Annotated in this window: 14 protein-coding genes and 1 riboswitch; of the genes, 5 read left to right on the forward strand and 9 right to left on the reverse strand. The window is 71.0% G+C overall.

Going from position 1 to position 16,548, the window contains the following annotated elements; all coding sequences use genetic code 11:
- The 4 genes from ABTZ89_RS21350 to ABTZ89_RS21365 all read right to left on the reverse strand — a co-directional run.
- A partial coding sequence (locus tag ABTZ89_RS21350; RefSeq protein WP_351047336.1) for an MFS transporter occupies window positions 1-597 on the reverse strand: 597 nt, incomplete at its 3' end.
- Window positions 597-785 carry an MbtH family protein gene (locus ABTZ89_RS21355; RefSeq protein ID WP_270950539.1) on the reverse strand — a complete coding sequence of 63 codons (189 nt, stop codon included), beginning with the start codon at window positions 783-785 and terminating at the stop codon, window positions 597-599. The genes ABTZ89_RS21355 and ABTZ89_RS21350, both read right to left, overlap by 1 nt.
- A 36-nt stretch (window positions 786-821) precedes the next feature.
- Window positions 822-7,910, reverse strand: a complete 7,089-nt coding sequence (locus ABTZ89_RS21360; RefSeq protein ID WP_351047340.1) for a non-ribosomal peptide synthetase — start codon at window positions 7,908-7,910, stop codon at window positions 822-824.
- A 75-nt stretch (window positions 7,911-7,985) separates the two neighbouring features.
- Window positions 7,986-9,326, reverse strand: a complete 1,341-nt coding sequence (locus tag ABTZ89_RS21365; RefSeq protein WP_351047343.1) for a GNAT family N-acetyltransferase — start codon at window positions 9,324-9,326, stop codon at window positions 7,986-7,988.
- A gap of 266 nt (window positions 9,327-9,592) precedes the next feature.
- On the opposite strand from ABTZ89_RS21365, the gene ABTZ89_RS21370 reads away from it, so the two are divergent.
- Both ABTZ89_RS21370 and ABTZ89_RS21375 read left to right on the forward strand, forming a co-directional pair.
- Complete coding sequence (locus ABTZ89_RS21370; protein ID WP_270950542.1) at window positions 9,593-10,504, forward strand: coiled-coil domain-containing protein; 912 nt, start codon at window positions 9,593-9,595, stop codon at window positions 10,502-10,504.
- 12 nt (window positions 10,505-10,516) lie between these two features.
- Window positions 10,517-10,945 carry a hypothetical protein gene (locus ABTZ89_RS21375; protein ID WP_351047347.1) on the forward strand — a complete coding sequence of 143 codons (429 nt, stop codon included), beginning with the start codon at window positions 10,517-10,519 and terminating at the stop codon, window positions 10,943-10,945.
- Between the two features lie 29 nt (window positions 10,946-10,974).
- Here ABTZ89_RS21375 and ABTZ89_RS21380 read toward each other — a convergent pair whose 3' ends face one another.
- The 5 genes from ABTZ89_RS21380 to ABTZ89_RS21400 all read right to left on the reverse strand — a co-directional run bounded on the left by ABTZ89_RS21380 (window position 10,975) and on the right by ABTZ89_RS21400 (window position 14,313).
- Window positions 10,975-11,103 (reverse strand): hypothetical protein, encoded by a 129-nt coding sequence (locus tag ABTZ89_RS21380; RefSeq protein WP_351047350.1) that lies wholly within the window; start codon window positions 11,101-11,103, stop codon window positions 10,975-10,977.
- 194 nt (window positions 11,104-11,297) lie between these two features.
- Entirely contained in the window at window positions 11,298-12,008 is a 711-nt protein-coding gene (gene tenA / locus ABTZ89_RS21385; protein ID WP_351047352.1) for a thiaminase II, read from the reverse strand.
- A 146-nt stretch (window positions 12,009-12,154) separates the two neighbouring features.
- Entirely contained in the window at window positions 12,155-12,952 is a 798-nt protein-coding gene (gene thiD, locus ABTZ89_RS21390) for a bifunctional hydroxymethylpyrimidine kinase/phosphomethylpyrimidine kinase (RefSeq protein WP_270950546.1), read from the reverse strand.
- Window positions 12,940-13,037: riboswitch (TPP riboswitch) on the reverse strand. It overlaps the preceding gene by 13 nt.
- Window positions 13,038-13,062: 25 nt before the next feature.
- A complete protein-coding gene (locus ABTZ89_RS21395; protein WP_351047355.1) occupies window positions 13,063-13,311 on the reverse strand; it encodes a biotin attachment protein in 249 nt (82 codons plus the stop codon).
- Window positions 13,312-13,524: 213 nt separating this feature from the next.
- A complete protein-coding gene (locus tag ABTZ89_RS21400; protein WP_351047358.1) occupies window positions 13,525-14,313 on the reverse strand; it encodes an alpha/beta hydrolase family protein in 789 nt (262 codons plus the stop codon).
- A gap of 212 nt (window positions 14,314-14,525) precedes the next feature.
- On the opposite strand from ABTZ89_RS21400, the gene ABTZ89_RS21405 reads away from it, so the two are divergent.
- From ABTZ89_RS21405 to ABTZ89_RS21415, 3 genes are all read left to right on the forward strand, one after another.
- A complete protein-coding gene (locus tag ABTZ89_RS21405) occupies window positions 14,526-15,263 on the forward strand; it encodes a hypothetical protein (protein ID WP_351047360.1) in 738 nt (245 codons plus the stop codon).
- A 169-nt stretch (window positions 15,264-15,432) separates the two neighbouring features.
- On the forward strand, window positions 15,433-15,630 hold the full coding sequence (locus ABTZ89_RS21410; protein ID WP_270950551.1) for a hypothetical protein: 198 nt from the start codon (window positions 15,433-15,435) through the stop codon (window positions 15,628-15,630).
- Window positions 15,631-15,893: 263 nt separating this feature from the next.
- Window positions 15,894-16,463, forward strand: coding sequence for an AMP-binding protein (locus ABTZ89_RS21415; RefSeq protein ID WP_351047363.1), 570 nt, complete (start codon window positions 15,894-15,896; stop codon window positions 16,461-16,463).
- The last annotated feature ends 85 nt before the right edge of the window (window positions 16,464-16,548 follow it).

A 16,548-nucleotide genomic window follows, 5' to 3' on the forward strand; every position in this document is an offset into this window, starting at 1 on the left:
GTCGAACCGCTTCTCGCGGGCCTCGACGTGCTCGACCAGCCGCAGCGCGCCGAACAGCAGCGCCAGCGCGCCGACCGGCACGTTGACGTAGAAACCCCAGCGCCAGGTGAGGTTCTCGACGAAGAACCCGCCGAGGACTGGTCCGAGCGCGGGCGCCACCGCGGTCGGCAGCAGCAGCACCCGGGACAGCCGGATCCGCTGCTCCGGGGGGTAGGCGCGGAACAGCATCGTCAGCGCGACCGGGCTCATCACCCCGCCGCCCGCGCCCTGCAGCACCCGCGCGAGGGTCAGCTGGGTCAGGTCCCCGGCCAGCCCGCACAACGCCGATGCCAGCACGAACACGCCGAAGGCACCGAGGAAGACCCGCTTGGTGCCGAACCGGTCGCCGAGCCAGCCGGACACCGGGATGCACACCGCGAGGCTGACCAGGTACCCGACGTTGACCGCCGAAGTCGCGCTGGCCGGTACCGAGAACTCACCTGCGATGGCCGGCAGCGCGACGTTGACGATGGTCGCGTCCATGCCGTTCATGAACATCGCCGCGACGTAGCAGATGCAGACCGCCGCCTGCGGGCTCACCTGGCGGAGCGCGGTCATCAGCGCGCGGGCCGCATGTCGGTCCAGTTCACCTCGATGTGGTCCACGCAGGACTCCCGGTCGGCCGGGCCGTGCGCGACGCTCCACCCGGCGGGCACCGCGATCGCGCTCGGCCACAGCGAGTACTGGTCCTGATCGTTGATCAGCGCGTAGTACTCCGCGGCCGGGTCCTCGAACGGATTACTCATCGTCGTGCTCCTCCAGTGTCACCTGAACACCCCGCCTCACCGGTCCACCTCGCCGAGCTCGCGCTCGACGACCGCGGCGATCTCGGCGAGCGGTCCGGGTTGGGTCATGTCCTTGTGCTCGCAGGCGATGTCGTGGTTGCGCACCTCGCCGTCGACGTAGGGCTGCCACATCTGGGCGGTCAGCGACTCCTTCGCCGGGTTGACGGTGGCGTAGAAGAACAGGACGTCGCCGCGGAACTTGTCGTGGTCGGCCTCGTTCTCCAGCACCGCGCAGTTGGCGAAGTTGTCGATGATCGCGGTGATGCTGTGCGGTTCCAGGTTGGCTAGCGCACTGCCCTCCGCGGACAGGATCGCCAGCACGCCTTCCCTGGTCAGCGAGTCGCCGTCGATGGCGGCCAGGTCGTAGCCGGCCATGTAGAGCAGGGCCTTGAGCGCTTCGGTCTCGGTCGGCAGCTCGTCCCACACGTCCTTCGGGTAGGAGTCGAGCATGCACAGGAACCGCACTTCCTCGCCCTGCTGCTGCAGCTGGGTGCTCATCTCGTGCGCGACCACGCCGCCGAAGGACCAGCCGAGGAAGTAGTACGGCCCGTGCGGCTGGACCTGGCGGATGTGCTCGAGGTACTCGGCGGCCATCTCGCTCAGGCTCGCCGCGACGGGCTGCGGTTCGGCGAGCCCGCGCGACTGGATCCCGTAGATCGGCCGCTCGTCGTCGATGTGCTTGAGCAGCCCCGAGAACGGCCACGCCAGCCCGGCCGCGGGGTGCACGCAGAACAGCGGCGGTTTGCTGCCTTCGGTGCGCAGCGGCAGCAAGATCTCCAGCGCGTCCCGACCGCCACCGCTGTGCAGCCGTTCCGCGAGCCCGGCCACGGTCGGCGCCGCGAACAGGCTTCCGACGTTGACCCGCACGCCCAGCGCGTCGCGGATGCGGCCGATCAGCTTGGCCGCCAGCAGGGAATGCCCGCCGAGGTCGAAGAAGCTGTCCTCGACGCCGACCCGCGGCAGCCCGAGCACCTCGGCGAAGAGCCCGCAGAGGATCTCCTCGGCGGGGTTGCGCGGCATCGCGTTGCCCACCGATTCGCCCAGGTCCGGCGCGGGAAGCGCGCGGCGGTCGAGCTTGCCGTTGGGCATCAGCGGCAGCGCGTCGACGAACACGACGGCGGCCGGGACCATGTAGTCCGGCAGCGCATCGGCAACGTGCCGGCGCAGCTCGCCGGCATCACCGCCGCCCACCGCGTAGGCCACCAGCCGCTTGTCGCCGGGGGTGTCCTCGCGCACCACCGCCGCGACCTGCGCGACGTCCGGGTGCTGGGCGAGCACCGCCTCGACCTCGCCGAGCTCGATGCGGAATCCGCGGACCTTGACCTGGTCGTCGGCCCGACCCGCGAAGTCCAACGTCCCGTCGGAGCGCCAGCGCACCAGATCCCCGGTGCGGTACATGCGGGAACCGGCCGGCCCGAACGGATCCGCGACGAAGCGCTCGGCGGTCAGGCCCGGCCGGTTGAGGTAGCCGCGCGCCAGGCCGAGGCCGGAGACGTAGAGCTCGCCGACGACACCGGGCGGAGTCGGTTGCAGCTGCTCGTCGAGCACGTAGAGCCGGGCACCGGGGTCGGGCACGCCGATCGGCACCGAACTGCCCACCGCGTCCGGATCGCAGTCCCACAGCGTGGAGTTCACCGTCGCCTCGGTGGGGCCGTAGCAGTTGAGCATCTTCCGGCCGCGCGCCCAGCGGAGCACCAGGTCGGACGGCACCTTCTCGGCCCCGCACAACAGGGTCGCGTTCAGCGGGAGCTCGGTGTCGGCCGGGAACATGCCCATCATCGACGGCCCGATCGCCAGGTGCGTGACCTGGTGGCGGCGGGCGTACTCGGCCAGCGGTTCGCCGGGCACGCGCCGGTCGGCGGGCACCACGACCAGCGTGCCGCCGCTGAGCAGCCCCATGCACATCTCCCAGAACGCCACGTCGAAGCTCGGCGAGGCGAACTGCAGCACCCGGCTTTCGGCGGTGATGCCGACCCGCTCGGTCTGGGTGGCCAGCAGCTTGGCGATGCCGCGGTGCGGCACCACGACGCCCTTCGGCGTGCCGGTGGAGCCCGAGGTGTAGATGACGTACGCGGCGTCGTCGAGCCGCGGAGTCGGCAGCTGCCAGCTGCCTTCCGGACGATCGTTGCAGCTCAGCAGGGCTGTCGGCAGTTCGGCGCCGAGGTCGTCGGTGAGCACCAGGCGCGGCTCGGCGTCCTCGACCATGTGCCGCAGCCGCTCCACCGGGTACTCCGGATCCAGCGCCAGGTACGCGGCCCCGGCGCGCATCGCGGCCAGCAGCCCGATGATCAGTTCGGCCGAGCGCGGCAGCAGCACGCCGACGATGTCGCCCGGCCCGACGCCGTGCTCGACCAGCAGCCGCGCCTGCTCGGTGACCCGCCGGTCCAATTCGCGGTAGCTGAGCTCGACGTCCTCGAAGATCAGCGCGGTCTTGTCCGGCTCGCGCTCGGCGGCGCGCGCGAACAGCTCGGGGAACGTCCCGGCCGGTTCGACCGCGCCGACCGCATCGCCCCAGGCCAGAACCCGCTGCCGCTCCTGCGGGCCCAGCACGTCCAGGCGGCTGATCGGCTTCGCGGGGTCGGCCACCGCTGCGGCCAGCAGCCGGACGAAGCGCGCGGCCAGGTCGTCGACGGTCTGGCGGGTGAACAGGTCGGTGCTGTACTGCACCAGCCCGTCGACGCCGCCATCAGCGCGTTCGCTGAGGCTGAACGCCAGGTCGAACTTCGCCGCACCGGCATCCGCGGTGTCCACAGTGGTCGTCAAACCGGGCAGGTCCGCGGTGACGGCGTCGGTGGCGCCCCAGTAGGCGAGCATCACCTGGAACAGCGGGTGCCGGGCCAGCGAACGCGCCGGGTTGAGCGCCTCCGCGAGCCGTTCGAAGGGCAGCTCGGCGTTGTCGAAGGCGGCCAGGTCGGCCTGCCGCACCCGGTCGACCAGCTCCGCGAAACCGGGTTCGCCCGAGGTGTCGGTGCGCAGCACCAGGCTGTTGACGAAGAACCCGACCAGCTCGTCGAGCGCGTCGTCACCGCGACCGGCCACCGGCGAACCGATGGGGATGTCGGTGCCCGCGCCCAGCCGGGTCAGCAGCGCGGCCAGTCCGGCTTGCAGCACCATGAACACGCTGACCTGGTGCTCTCCGGCGAGCCGCCGCAACTCCCGGTGCAGCTCGGCGTCGAGCTCGAAGCTCACCGAGTCGCCCCGGTGGCTCGCGACGGCCGGCCGCGGGAAGTCGGTGGGCAGCTCCAGCTGGTCGGGCAGATCGGCGAGCGCGCCGCGCCAGAACTCCAGCTGCCGACCGGCCAACCCCGCCGGATCGGACTCGGCGCCGAGCAGTTCCCGCTGCCACAGCGCGTAATCCACGTACTGCACCGGCAGCTCGTCCCACTCCGGCGCCGCGCCCCGAACCCGCGCCGCGTACGCGGTGGACAGGTCCCGGACCAACGGCCGGATCGACCACTCGTCAACGGCGATGTGGTGCAGCAGCACCAACAGCACGTGCTCGTCCCCGGCCTCGAACAGCACGATCCGCACCGGCGGCTCCACCGCCAGGTCGAACCCCTCCCGAACGGCCTCCGCCACCGCACCGTCCACACCGGACCCCGCCGCGGAGTTCCGCAAATTCAATGGAAATTGGACCTTCGATTTCAATGGAATTTGCGGATCACCGGACGACGGGACCTGAACGACGGTCAGCTCCGGGCCGGAGTCGAGGACTTGTTGGCGCGGTTCGCCGAGTTCGTCCGGGAAGATCGTGCGCAGGCTCTCGTGCCGCTGCACGACATCGCCGAGCGCCGCGCGCAACGCCTCGACGTCCAGCTCGCCGGACATGCGCAGCACCAGCGGCAAGTTGTAAGTGGCGCTAGGACCTTCCAACCGGTTGAGGAACCAAAGACGCTGCTGCGCGAACGAAAGCGGAATCCGCTCAGGCCGCTCAACCCGTCGCAGCTCCGGTCGACGCGCAACGGTGCCCAGCTGCTCGGACAGCCCGGCGACGGTCGGGTGGTCGAAGAGGCTGCGGATGGTCAGCTCAGCACCGAGTACGGCCCGCACCCGCGCCAGCAGCCGCGCAGCCAGCAGCGAATGCCCGCCGAGCTCGAAGAACCCGTCGTCGATGCTGACCTCGGGCACCCCGAGCACCTCGGCGAACAACCGGCACAGCCCGGCCTCGACCTCGTTGCGCGGCGCACGCCCCTCGACGGCGCCGCCGAAGTCCGGCGCGGGCAGCGCACGCACGTCGAGCTTCCCGTTGGCGGTCAACGGGATCTCGTCCACCGGCACGAACGCCGAGGGCACCATGTAACCCGGTAGCCGCTCCGCCAGGTGCGTCCGCAGCTCCCCCGCCCCTGCCTCGCCGGCGGTGTAGCCGACCAGCCGCTGGTCGCCGGGCTGGTCCTCGCGCACCACGACAGCGGCCTGCCGGACCTGCGGATGCGCGGCCAGGTGCGCCTCGATCTCGCCCAGCTCGATGCGGAATCCTCGCACCTTGACCTGGTGGTCGGCGCGACCGATGAACTCGATGCTGCCGTCCGGCCGCCACCGCCCCAGGTCACCGGAGCGGTACATGCGGGTTCCCGGCACACCGTGCGGGTCGGCGACGAACCGCTGCGCGGTCAGACCGCGGCGCCCGAGGTACCCGCGCGCCAGGCCCTCCCCCGCGACGTACAGCTCGCCCACCACACCGGGCGGCACCGGCTGCAGCTGCGAATCCAGCAGGTACACCCGCAGATCGGGGATGCCGCGGCCGATCACGCTGCCGTCGCGCCGGGCCACCAGCTCGCGGTCCAGCTCGACGTAGGACACGTGCACGGTGGTCTCGGTGATCCCGTACATGTTGACCAGCTTGGGCATCTCCGGATGCCGCTCGTACCAATCGTCCAACCTGGACAGTTCGAGCGCCTCGCCGCCGAAGATCACCACGCGCAGCGCCAGTTCGCCCGCCGGATCCTCCCGATCGGCCTGGCTGAGCTGGTAGAACGCCGACGGCGTCTGGTTGAGCACGGTGACCTGCTCGTCGACGAGCAGCCGCCGGAACTCCCGCGGCGAGCGGCTGACCTCGTGCGGCACGACCACCAGCCGCCCGCCGTGCAGCAGCGCGCCCCACAGCTCCCACACCGAGAAGTCGAAGGCGTAGGAGTGGAACAACGTCCACACGTCGTCGCCGTCGAACGAGAACCACGGCTCGGTGGCGCCGAACAACCGGACCACGTTGTGGTGCGGGATCGACACGCCCTTCGGCTGCCCGGTGGAGCCGGAGGTGTAGATGACGTACGCGGCGTGCTCGACGGTCAGCGGCCCGCGCTCGCCGGGCTTGGGGTCCCGCTGCGAGTGCCGCGAGATCTCGGCCTGCGCGGTCGGGTCGTCCAGCAGCACGGAGGTGATCCCGGCGGGCAGCCGCGATGCGTGTTCGGCGTCGCTGATCAGCACGGTCGGCTGCGCGTCGCCGACGATGTAGGCGATCCGATCGGCCGGGTGCCCGGGATCCAGCGGCAGGTACGCCGCCCCGGCCTTGAGCACCGCCAGCAGCGACACCACCAGTTCGGCCGAGCGCGGCAGCGCCAGCGCCACCAGCTGTTCCGGTCCGACGCCGAGGTCGATCAAGTGGTGCGCGAGCTGGTTGGCGCGCGCGTTGAGCTCCTCGTAGGTCAGCCGCTCGTCGCCGAAGGTGACCGCGATCGAGCCGGGAGTCCGCGCGACCTGTTCCTCGAACAGCTGCGGCAGCGGCGCCGCGGGCGACTCCGGCACGCCGGCGATCGGCGCGTTCCACTCCTCCAGGATCCGGGTGCGCTCCTCGGCGGAGAGCAGTTCGACCTGCCCGATCGGCGTTTCGCCGGAGCATTCCGCGAAGTTCCCGAGGAAGCGCAGGAACCGCTCGCGGTGCGCGGTGAGGTCGGCCTCGCGGTAGCGGTCGGGGTTGGCGTCGAACTCGAACCGCAGCTGCCCGTCCTCGTGGTAGGCCGCGACAGTGAGGTCGTCGACCGGTCCGGCGGCGAGGTTGTGCACGGTGGCCGGGCTGTCGCCGAACCGCAGGTCGTAGTCGAAGGCCTTGATGTTGATCATCGGCCCGAACAGCGGCCGGTCCGATCCCAGCAGCTTGAGGTCGCGGCGCAGGTCCTCGCTGCGCGTGCGCTGGTGCTTGCGCAGCTGCCGAACGGCCTTGGCGACCTGCGAGATCAGTTCCGATCGCGTGGTCGCGGCGGTGATCCGCAGCCGCAGCGGCAGCACGTTGACGACCATGCCGGGCACCCGCAGCGCGGCCGAACCGAGCCGCCCCATCACCGGCAGCCCCAGCACCACGTCGTCCGCCCCGGCCATCCGGTGCAGGTAGGCGCCGAAGGCGGCGATGAGCGCGTCCGACCAGATCGTGCGGCCCTCCTCGGCCGCCGCGGTCAGATCCGCCCCGGATTCCCCGCGCTGGCGCAGGAAGTCGTGCGCGGTGGGCCGCGAGCTCCCGGTCAGCGACACCACGTCCGGCCGGTCGGCGAACTGCTCCTGCCAGAACGCCGCGTCCCGCTCGAACTTCGCCGATTCCCGGTACTCCCGCTCGTCGTCCAGCAGCGACTCCAGCGGGCCGAACGGCGACGGGCCGAGGTTCAGGTCGCCGTAGAGCTCGGCGACCCGGCGGATGAGGATCGAGAAGCCGTAGCCGTCGATGGCCACGTGGTGGATCCGCTGGTACCAGCACCAGCGCTGCTCGCCGAGCTTGAACAGCGCGGCGCTCCACAGCCGGCCGGCCTGCCCGCGCGTCAGGTCCACCGGTTCCCGCAGGTCAGCGCGCATCCAGGCGAGCGCCTGCGCATCGGGGTCGGCGGCGGTCGAGCAGTCGACGACCGGCAGGTCGAACTCGGCGGGCTCCTCGACGACCTGGACCGGTTCGGGCCCGTCGTCGCAGATCCGGATGCGCAGCGAGTCGGCCTCGGCCACCGCCCGGCGCAGCGCGATGGCGAACCGCTCGGGTTCCACCGGCCCGCGGATCTCCACGCGTTCGGCGGTGTTGAAGATCGGATTCGCCTGGTCGAGTTGTTGGGCGAACCAGATCCCCGCCTGCGCGGCCGACAGTGGCAACTGCTGGTCAGCTAGGCCCGGCATCGCTCTCCCCACGATCAACAAGGTAAGTAAGCCTTACCTTAGTTCTCTGGAGATCAGGAGTACAGGTGGGGCTGCTCACCCGCGCTCGAAGATCATCAGCGCCGAGTTCTTGCCCGGCAACCCGATCTCTCCCGACCTGCTGAAACCGGCCTTGCCGAAGGCGCCCACCGAAGCTCCATTGTGGACGTTCGGCTCGGCCACCACGCGGCGGCAATCCCGGTCGGCGTCCAGCAACCCGCCGGCCACCGCCCGCAGCAGCGCCGAACCGACCCCGCGCCCGATCGCATCCGGCTCGCCGATGGCGATGTGCACGCCGAGGTCGTGCGGATCGTGCGAGTAGCAGCGCGCGAGCTTGTCCCGCTGCACCCGGTAGAGCTCCAGGTAGCCGACGTCGCGCCCGTCGAGCCCGACGATGCACGGCACCGAGTGCTGCCCGCCGAGCTGACCGGCCAGCTCCTCGTGCCACTGCGCCACCGGCCACGCCTGGTTCCAGTTCACCGCGACGTGCTCGGCGTTCATCCACCGGTGCACCAGCGCGACGTCCGGACCGCCGTCACCGCCGACGACCTCAACCGGCCGCAACGACCAACCCCCGCCCAGCACCGGGATCGGCACGCCCGGCGCCTCGGCCGCGCCCGACCAGAGCGGGTTCGGCGCCTCGAACCGGACCGGCTGGACCTGCACCTCGCCGGTGTTCGACCGGTACCGCAGGTCGGAGCCGTTGAGCACGGCGAGATCGGTCAGCGTCGAGCTCGCCAGCCAGTGCTCGACCAACGACGCGGACCCCGGGTGCGCCTCGGCGACCCCGCCCAGCCACTTCCGCAGCTCCGCGAGCAGATCGCCCTCGTGGACGACGCCGCGCCGCCCCAACAACCCGATGACCGCCAGCGGCCCGCAGGTCAGCAGCTCCACCGTCGCGGCGGCGAGGTCGCCCTCCCAGCCCAGCACCGCGGGCAGCAGTCGGCCCTCGACGTGCGCGGCCAGCCAGCGCCGCGCCTCATCGGCGTCGGACACCGAGCGGGCCACCGCGACCAGCTCCTCCGACAGCGCGAGCGGGTCGAACTCGCGCCTCGGCAGCGCGCGCATCAGCCAGTCCACCGGCGAACCGGCGTCCGCGGAGTTGATCGGAGCATCGGGCAGCGCGCGAGCACGCGCATCCGCCGAGCAGGCCGCGGCGAGCAGCGCGGGATCGGCGACCGCGACCGGCTCACCGGAGTCGTCCAGCACGTGGATCGCCCCGAAGCCGTGCGCGCCGGTCGGCGAGCTGTACCCGACTTCGGTGCCCAGCCGCAGCGCCCCGACGGTCAGCCGCAGCGGTCCCTCGACGACGGGCGTGTGCGTCTCCGCCAACCACCGCCTCAGCAGCGCCGACGCGCGCTGGTGCGACTGCCCGGGAAGGTCGACTCCACTCGTCACGCAATGCTCCTCGAACCGGGGACACGTGAGCGGAGCCTAACCTAATAACTGCCTCACACGGCAGTGTCAACAAACACCCCTCGTCCGAGGTTGTGCACTGTGGACGGGCCGCGTTTTTGATCACCCAGCGCAAGGCGATCAACCGAGCGATCGACCATCAGTACCTGATCCGGTGATGATCGTTGTGTCTCGCTGGGCGAACACGGACCATCAGCCCTACTCTCCGAGCTACCGAACCGCCGCACCGCCCGGAGAGGAGTTCACCCATGGATGACGCCGACTCCGTCGTTCCGCTCCGGCCGGGATTCGACATCCAGGTCCGCGGGTTCAACCGCAGCCAGGTCGTCGACCACATCGAGCTGCTGGAGGACCAGCTGCGGCTGGTCACCATCGACCGCAACGAGGCCGCGCAGCTCAACAGCGACCTGCGCAAGCTCTGCGACGACACCCGCCGCAGCCTGGACGCCGCCGAGCAGCGCCTCCAGCGCATCGAGTCCTCCGACACCGGCCTGCCCGCCGCCTCCCAGCGGGTGCAGAACATGCTCTCGATCGCCGAGGAGGAGGTGCAGACCCTCCGCGACCAGGCCCGGCGGCAGGCCGAGATCATCCGCGGCACCGCCGAGACCGAGGCCCGCGAGCTGATCAGCGAGGCCGAGCGCAACGCGACCGAGATGCGCGAGGAGTGCAGCCAGCTGATCGCCGACGTCGAAGAGCGCCGCGCCCGGCTGCACCGCGAGCACGACCAGAAGGCCAGCGAGCTGCGCGCCCAGGAACACCGGATGCGCCAGAACATCCGCAACGAGTACAAGCGGATCGTCACCGCCGCGCAGGAAGAAGCCGACGCGCTGATCGCCGAGACCCGCAGGCAGTGCGGACAGTGGGACGCCGAGACCGAGCAGATGCGCCTGGAAGCGCTGGAGGAGATCAACTCCCAGCAGCGCCGCTTGGAAGAGCTGCGCGCCGCGGTGCTGTCCTCGATGGACCAGGCGAGGCAAGTGCTCAGCACCTCGACCGAAGAGCTGCGCGGTCACGCCCCCGCTGCCGAGCCCGAGGCGCAGCTACCGCTCCAGCTGCCCTCGCAACGCGAGAACGTGCAGACCTACCTCATCCCCATCAACGGTCAGCGCCCCAGCAACAACGGTGCGACCCCGCAGCCCGGACCTGCCCGACAGAACTGATCGGAGCATCACGTGGAACTGCTCGTGCTGATGTTCGTCACCGGTTTCGCACTGGCGACACTGATCTTCTGGCCGCTGCTGCACCGAGCGAACCGCCGGCTCGGCGAGCAGGAGTCCGCCCCGCGCGGCAAGCACGCGCTGCGCGCTCCCACCCCGCCGACGGTCACCCGCCGGACCCCGGAGCCGACGGCAGCCGCCGAGCCCGCGGAGCCCACGGCGTCTGCGGAGCCCGCAGAGTCTGCGGAGCCCGCCGAGTCGACCGAGGCCGAGGCGGAGCAGCCCGCGGCTGAAGTTCAGGCCGTCGCGCCGGCGCAGCGCACGTCGGAGCCGGTCGAGCTCCCCGAACTGCCCACCGACCTGTACGAGAAGCACTTCGAGGCGAAGTTCAACCGGTCCCGCCAGCGCATCGCCCGGCTCCGGGCCGAGATCAGCAAGGAGTAAGCGTCACCGGTTCCAGCGACTGCTATCGCTCAGTCGCTGGAACCATCGATCTGCACCTCGGCCAGCTCGCCCTCGCGAGCTGGCCGTTCCAGTTCCCGCTGTTCTTTTCGGCGGTCCGCCACGTAGAACGGCGCAGCAGCGAGCACGGGCACCAACATGCCCAGGAGAATGATCAGAACCGAACCGCCCACGGCCCTCGAAGCCCCGTCCGCAATGGGAAGAATCCACGCCCGAACGGGCGTGTCGCTGGGCACATCGTTCCAGATCCGGAAATTCGTTAACCGGTGGCCGGTGTGCCCCGTGTCACATTTGCGGACGGCGCTTTCCGTTGTCCCGCAACGGGTTTCAACGACTACCCGAGGAACGCGGCGGTCGGCCACTCCTCCTTGATCCACGCGCTGTTCCAGAACATCCACTCGTACTCGGTGGCGCGGGTGTAGGCCTCCAACATCTGCTGCTGGGTCTCGGCGTCAGCGGTCGCGGCGGCCCGGTCGGTGAGCTCGCGAGCGGTCAGCACCGCCTCGGCGAACGCGTCGTCGGCGTAGGTCTCGATCCACGCCCGGTACGGGTGCCCGGATGTGTCGCCGGTGGACTCCAGGATCGCGCTGCCCACGTGCTGGTACACCCAGAAGCACGGCAGCACGGCCGCCAGCAGCACCGGGTAGGACTCGGTCAGCGCGCACGCGCGCAGGTACGAGGTGTAGGCCAGGCAGGACGGCGAGGTCCCGATGCCGGCGATCTCCTCGTCGGTCAGCCCGAACTCGGTGACGTACCCGGCGTGCAGGCGGCGCTCCTCGACCAGCGCGCCCTGGGCGGCGCCGGACAGGAACGCGGCGTCCTCGGCGTTGCCGGCCCGGGTCGCCGCGGCGGCCAGGGCCTGCGCGAACCCGACCAGGTACCGGGCGTCCTGCACGATGTAGAAGGCGAACACCTCGCGGTCGAGGGTGCCGTCGGCGAGCCCGGTGTTGAACGGGTGCTCGACGATCGCCTTCCGCAGCTGAGCGGTGTGCTCCCAGGCCTGCGCGCAGAAACCGTCGGCGGCCGGGGCGGGAAGCTTGCTCATCGAAGTCCTCTCCTCCGAAGGACCGCGAATTCAATGGAAATCGAACCTCGAAATTCCATTGAACTTGCGGGAGTTGTCCACGACGACCGGCGTGCCGCGGGCCGACGCGCCGGTGATCCGCGGGTTCGATCAGAACCGCGGGAAGATCACCACCACTGGTGGAAGTGGTGCACCGGGCCGTGGCCGTGGCCGACGTCCAGGCGCTCGGACGCGCGCAGCGCCTCGGTCAGGTACTCCTTGGCCTCGCGCACCGCCGTCAGCCAGTCCGGGCGCTGCGGGCGCAGCGCGGCGATGGCGGCCGAGAGGGTGCACCCGGTGCCGTGGTCGTTGGTGGTCACGACCCGCTCGCTGGTCAGGAACTCGGCGACCCCGTCGCCGTACAGCAGGTCCACACTGGACTCTCCGGACAGGTGGCCGCCCTTGAGCAGCACCTGCTTGGCGCCGAGCCCGGCGAGCCGTTCGGCCTGCGCGGCCATGCCGTCGACCCCGACGAGCTCCGGCTCCTCCAGCAGGTCCGCCGCCTCCGGCAGGTTCGGGGTGATCAGGTCGACCCGGGGCAGCAGCTCGTCGCGCAGCGCGCCGACCGCGTCCGGCGCGAGCAGCCGGTCCCCGCTCTTGGCGACCATGACCGGGTCCAGCACCACGTGCCGCGGCGCGTAGCGGTCGAGCACGCCGACCACCGCGCGGATCACCTCGGCGTTGGCCAGCATGCCGATCTTGACCGCGTCCACCCGCACGTCGTCGAGCAGCGTGACCAGCTGCGAGGTGATGAACTCCGGCGGCACTTCGTGCACCTCGGCGACCCCGGTGGTGGTCTGCGCGACCAGGGCGGTGATCACGGACATGCCGTAGGCGCCGTGCGCCGAGAAGGCCTTCAGGTCTGCCTGGACTCCGGCGCCACCGCTGGGGTCGGTCCCCGCGATGGTCAGCACGTTCGGAACCATGACGTCCCTCCGCTAGTACGAGCTAGGTCAGGTTCGACGGGTCTGATCTCAGCCCGGCCGGAACCGGGCACCCCGCGTCACTCGCACCAACCTAACCCGAGACGGGGTCATCAGTCGATGAGCCCCACCACCGCACCGGCGCTGAGCACCTCACCGGCCCGCGCCTGGTGCCAGAGCGTCCCGGTGGCCAGCGCCAGCACCCACCCGACGACCTCGCCGTCCGTCCCGACCTCGGCCAACCGGTCACCGACGTGCACAGCGCTCCCGTCGGCGGCCAGCCACCGCACCAGCACCCCGCGCACCGGAGCCCGGTTCGCCACCGGACGACGCCGCAATTCCGGAAACACCAACTCGGTCATCCGCGCCCCCCTTTCCGCGAACACCCCAGCATCACCCCGGCCGTCCGCGCCAACAAGGAGCGCGAAACCGAACCAACCCAATGGCCCACGGCCAACCGGACCAAAGCACCAACTCGATCAGCGCGGCGTTTCGCCTGGTCATCACCCGTGAGCACTTTGGGGGGCTATAGCAACTCAAAGTACTCACGGGTGGTGACCTGCGGAAACAGCGACCTAGAGGAGGTGGCGGCGGAACCAGGCGGTCAGGCCGGCGTCCACCTCGCGGGCCAGCGGCAGCTGCGGCGCGGGCTCGATGCCGGGCTCGTCGGCGAGCGCATGCGCCAGGCCCGGGACGGACAGGAGCTCGGCACCCTCCCCCACGGCGTCGACGAGGCTCACCGCGTCGGCGCGCAGCGGTGGATCGTCGAGCTCGCCGCTGACGACCAGCAGCGGCGCGCGCTCGGCGATGGTGCCCGCCTTGGCGATGAAGTCCAGGTCGTCGGCCGCCCGGGTGGATTCGGCGTCGTAGGAGTACTCGCCCGGGAACATGTCGACGACGGTCCGGATCCGGATAGCGGAGTTCACCACGGCTGCGGCGAAGACCGGAATCGCGGTGTCGGCGAGGATCCGCAGCGCAACGGCCCCACCGAGCGAGCCGCCGAGCACACCGATCGGGCCGTCGTCGACCGGCAGCTGCGCGCGGATCGAGTCCAGCGCGGCCGGGAGCTCCTCGCTCGCCTGCTGGACGAACGGGTGGAACACCGACATCAGCGGATCCTCGCGGAGCAGCGCCAAACCGGCGTCCATGCTGCCGTCGACCATGCGCGCCCCGCACATCGGCATCGCGAGGTGCACCCGCCACGCGGGCACGTCGTGCATCGGCAGCGCAGCGGCGAACGCGGCGTCCGACCTCGGCGCGTCGAGCATGTGCCAGGTGACGATCAGCGGGGCCGGACCACCGGTGGCCGGCGGCAAGGCGGTGAACGGCACGCCCGCAGCGGTGCCGGTGATCGGTGAGTTCATGCGATCACGGTATGACCGCGGCCACACCGCCGCGCCCGCTTACGCGATCAGCGGAATCCCCTTCGCAGTCGGCGAAATCAGCGCACCGGTCGACCCGATCACCACCGCGGGCGCAATCGTGGTCCGGAGATCAGGAGAAAGCGATCGAATTCACACGGTGAAGGGGCCCACCGGCGGGCAAGGGGACCCTTCGTGGAGGACTAAACTCGGCGATGATGGAAACCACGACCGATGCACCGAGCTTCGCCCGTTCCCGGCGGCCCCGCCGACCGGAGGATCCCGCGCGGATCTGGGCTCCGCTGGCGGACCTGACCGAAGCCGCGGTCGCCGCGGCCGGATCCGGGACCGTGGCGATCACCCGCGGCTTCGACCGCAACAGCCGACTGCGCGCCAAGGCGCTGCGCGATCTGCTGGAGCAGCGCGACGTCCCCTCGATCGAGGTGACTCCGGCGGTGGGCAGCGACCGGCTGCTGGCCGACGTCGACGTCACCGCGGTGGTCAACCTGATCGGTGCCGAGTCGTGGCAGCCGTACCGCATCGCCGCGCAGCTGCGCGCCCCGGTGCTCAGCCCGAAGCCGGGCGAGACCGCGGGCGAGCAGGTCACCCGCGACGTGATCGCGCTGGCCGGTGACTCCGGCAAGCGCGACGTGGCGCTCTCGCACGTCGCGGTGCGCTCCGAGGACCCCGCCGGCCAGCTGACGCTCACCTACAACGGCGAGCAGCTGACCCTCACCGGCGGCTGGCTGACCGTGGCCGTGCAGGGGCACGAGCTGCAGGTGCAGGTCGGTGGCGCGGGCATCGCCGAGCAGTCGATCACCACTGCCGAGCTCCGGGTGGAGACGGCCGAGGCGCCGCACCGACTGGTGCGCGACGAGCTCCCGATCGCCGACCTCGAAGGCGCGGTCACCTTCACCGCTGAGCCCGAGGGCCTGGTCGTCCGACCGGTCTGATCGCCTCGAGCACCACGTTGGCGCCGGGCAGTCGCCCGGCGCCTTTTTGGTGCCTGAGCTGGGATTTCTGGAATATTCCGAAAACCGCCGTCACGCCTGGTGCGTTGCGCCGTCCCTCGATCAACACCGCGCGGGAGGCGCGCACTGCACCAGGGGAGGCTGGGGAATCGTGGAGCCCACCAAGGAGTGGCACGTGAGCTGCCGCGATGTCGCCGGGAGGCGGCGGGACTTGTCGGTGTTCATCAACCAGGGGGACGTCGTGCTGGTGGCGCCCCCCGGCGAGACCGCGGTGCTCTCGCCGCTGGAGGTCGGACGGCTGCGGGCGGTGCTGCGCGACGCGGTCGTGTCGGCGGCCGATCAGGACTGACCGGGACGGCCTCTTCCCAGCACCGAGCTGTTTGGGTAAGTATCTACTCTCGAGTAGCTCTGCGACCGAGAGGTGGATGCGTGAGCGTGTTGAGGCAGCGGGTCGGGAACGTGCTCCACCGCGTGGTGCCGGGCTTGCACACGACGTTCATCCTGGCCAAGCAAGGCGTCGTCCGGCCGCTGCGGCCGGACAAGGTGCTGCGGATCGTCCGCGCCTGGCGCCACTGGGGCATCACCCCGCCGCTCGGCTTCGCGATCGGCGCGGTGCGGTACCCGGACCGCGCGGCGGTGATCGACGAGCGCGGCGCGTTCAGCTACGCCGAGCTCGAGCAGCGCACCTCGCGGCTGGCCAACGGCCTGCGCAAGCGCGTCAAGCGCGGCACCCGCATCGGCATCCTGTGCCGCAACCACCACGGACCGGTCGAGACGATGGTGGCCGCGGCCAAGCTCGGCGTGGACGTGGTGCTGCTCAACACCGGGCTGAGCGGCCAGCAGCTGGCCGACGTGATCACCCAGCAGCAGGTCGGCGTCCTGGTCCTGGACGCCGAGTTCCGCGCCCAGCTGCCCGAGCTGCCCGACGAGGTCGACCAGGTGCTGGCCTGGACCGACGGCACCACCCGGCGCGACACGCTGGAACACCTGATCGCCACGTCCTCGCCGCGGCGCCCGGCCAAACCGCGCCGGCACGCCCGGATGATCGTGCTGACCTCCGGCACCACCGGCACGCCCAAGGGCGCGCGCCGGCCGGACCCGCCCAGCCTGAGCCCGGCCGCCTCGATCCTGTCCCGCCTGCCGCTGACCAGCGGCGAGCGGATGCTGGTCTGCGCACCGTGATCGACACCCAGCCGCACATGACCTACCAGCCGTTCCTGCCGGAAGCGGCGGCCGGATCGCTGGAACCCCGGCACGTGGTGGTCCC

Source organism: Saccharopolyspora sp. NPDC002686 (assembly GCF_040295745.1).
GTDB lineage: Bacteria > Actinomycetota > Actinomycetes > Mycobacteriales > Pseudonocardiaceae > Saccharopolyspora > Saccharopolyspora oryzae.

Excerpts from the sequence above, each read along its gene's own strand:
- ABTZ89_RS21355 (WP_270950539.1), bottom strand. The coding sequence starts at position 785 with ATGAGTAATCCGTTCGAGGACCCGGCCGCGGAGTACTACGCGCTGATC.
- ABTZ89_RS21360 (WP_351047340.1), bottom strand. The coding sequence starts at position 7,910 with ATGCCGGGCCTAGCTGACCAGCAGTTGCCACTGTCGGCCGCGCAGGCG.
- ABTZ89_RS21370 (WP_270950542.1), top strand. The coding sequence starts at position 9,593 with ATGGATGACGCCGACTCCGTCGTTCCGCTCCGGCCGGGATTCGACATC.
- ABTZ89_RS21380 (WP_351047350.1), bottom strand. The coding sequence starts at position 11,103 with ATGTTGGTGCCCGTGCTCGCTGCTGCGCCGTTCTACGTGGCGGACCGC.
- tenA (WP_351047352.1), bottom strand. The coding sequence starts at position 12,008 with ATGAGCAAGCTTCCCGCCCCGGCCGCCGACGGTTTCTGCGCGCAGGCC.
- thiD (WP_270950546.1), bottom strand. The coding sequence starts at position 12,952 with ATGGTTCCGAACGTGCTGACCATCGCGGGGACCGACCCCAGCGGTGGC.
- ABTZ89_RS21395 (WP_351047355.1), bottom strand. The coding sequence starts at position 13,311 with ATGACCGAGTTGGTGTTTCCGGAATTGCGGCGTCGTCCGGTGGCGAAC.
- ABTZ89_RS21400 (WP_351047358.1), bottom strand. The coding sequence starts at position 14,313 with ATGAACTCACCGATCACCGGCACCGCTGCGGGCGTGCCGTTCACCGCC.
- ABTZ89_RS21405 (WP_351047360.1), top strand. The coding sequence starts at position 14,526 with ATGATGGAAACCACGACCGATGCACCGAGCTTCGCCCGTTCCCGGCGG.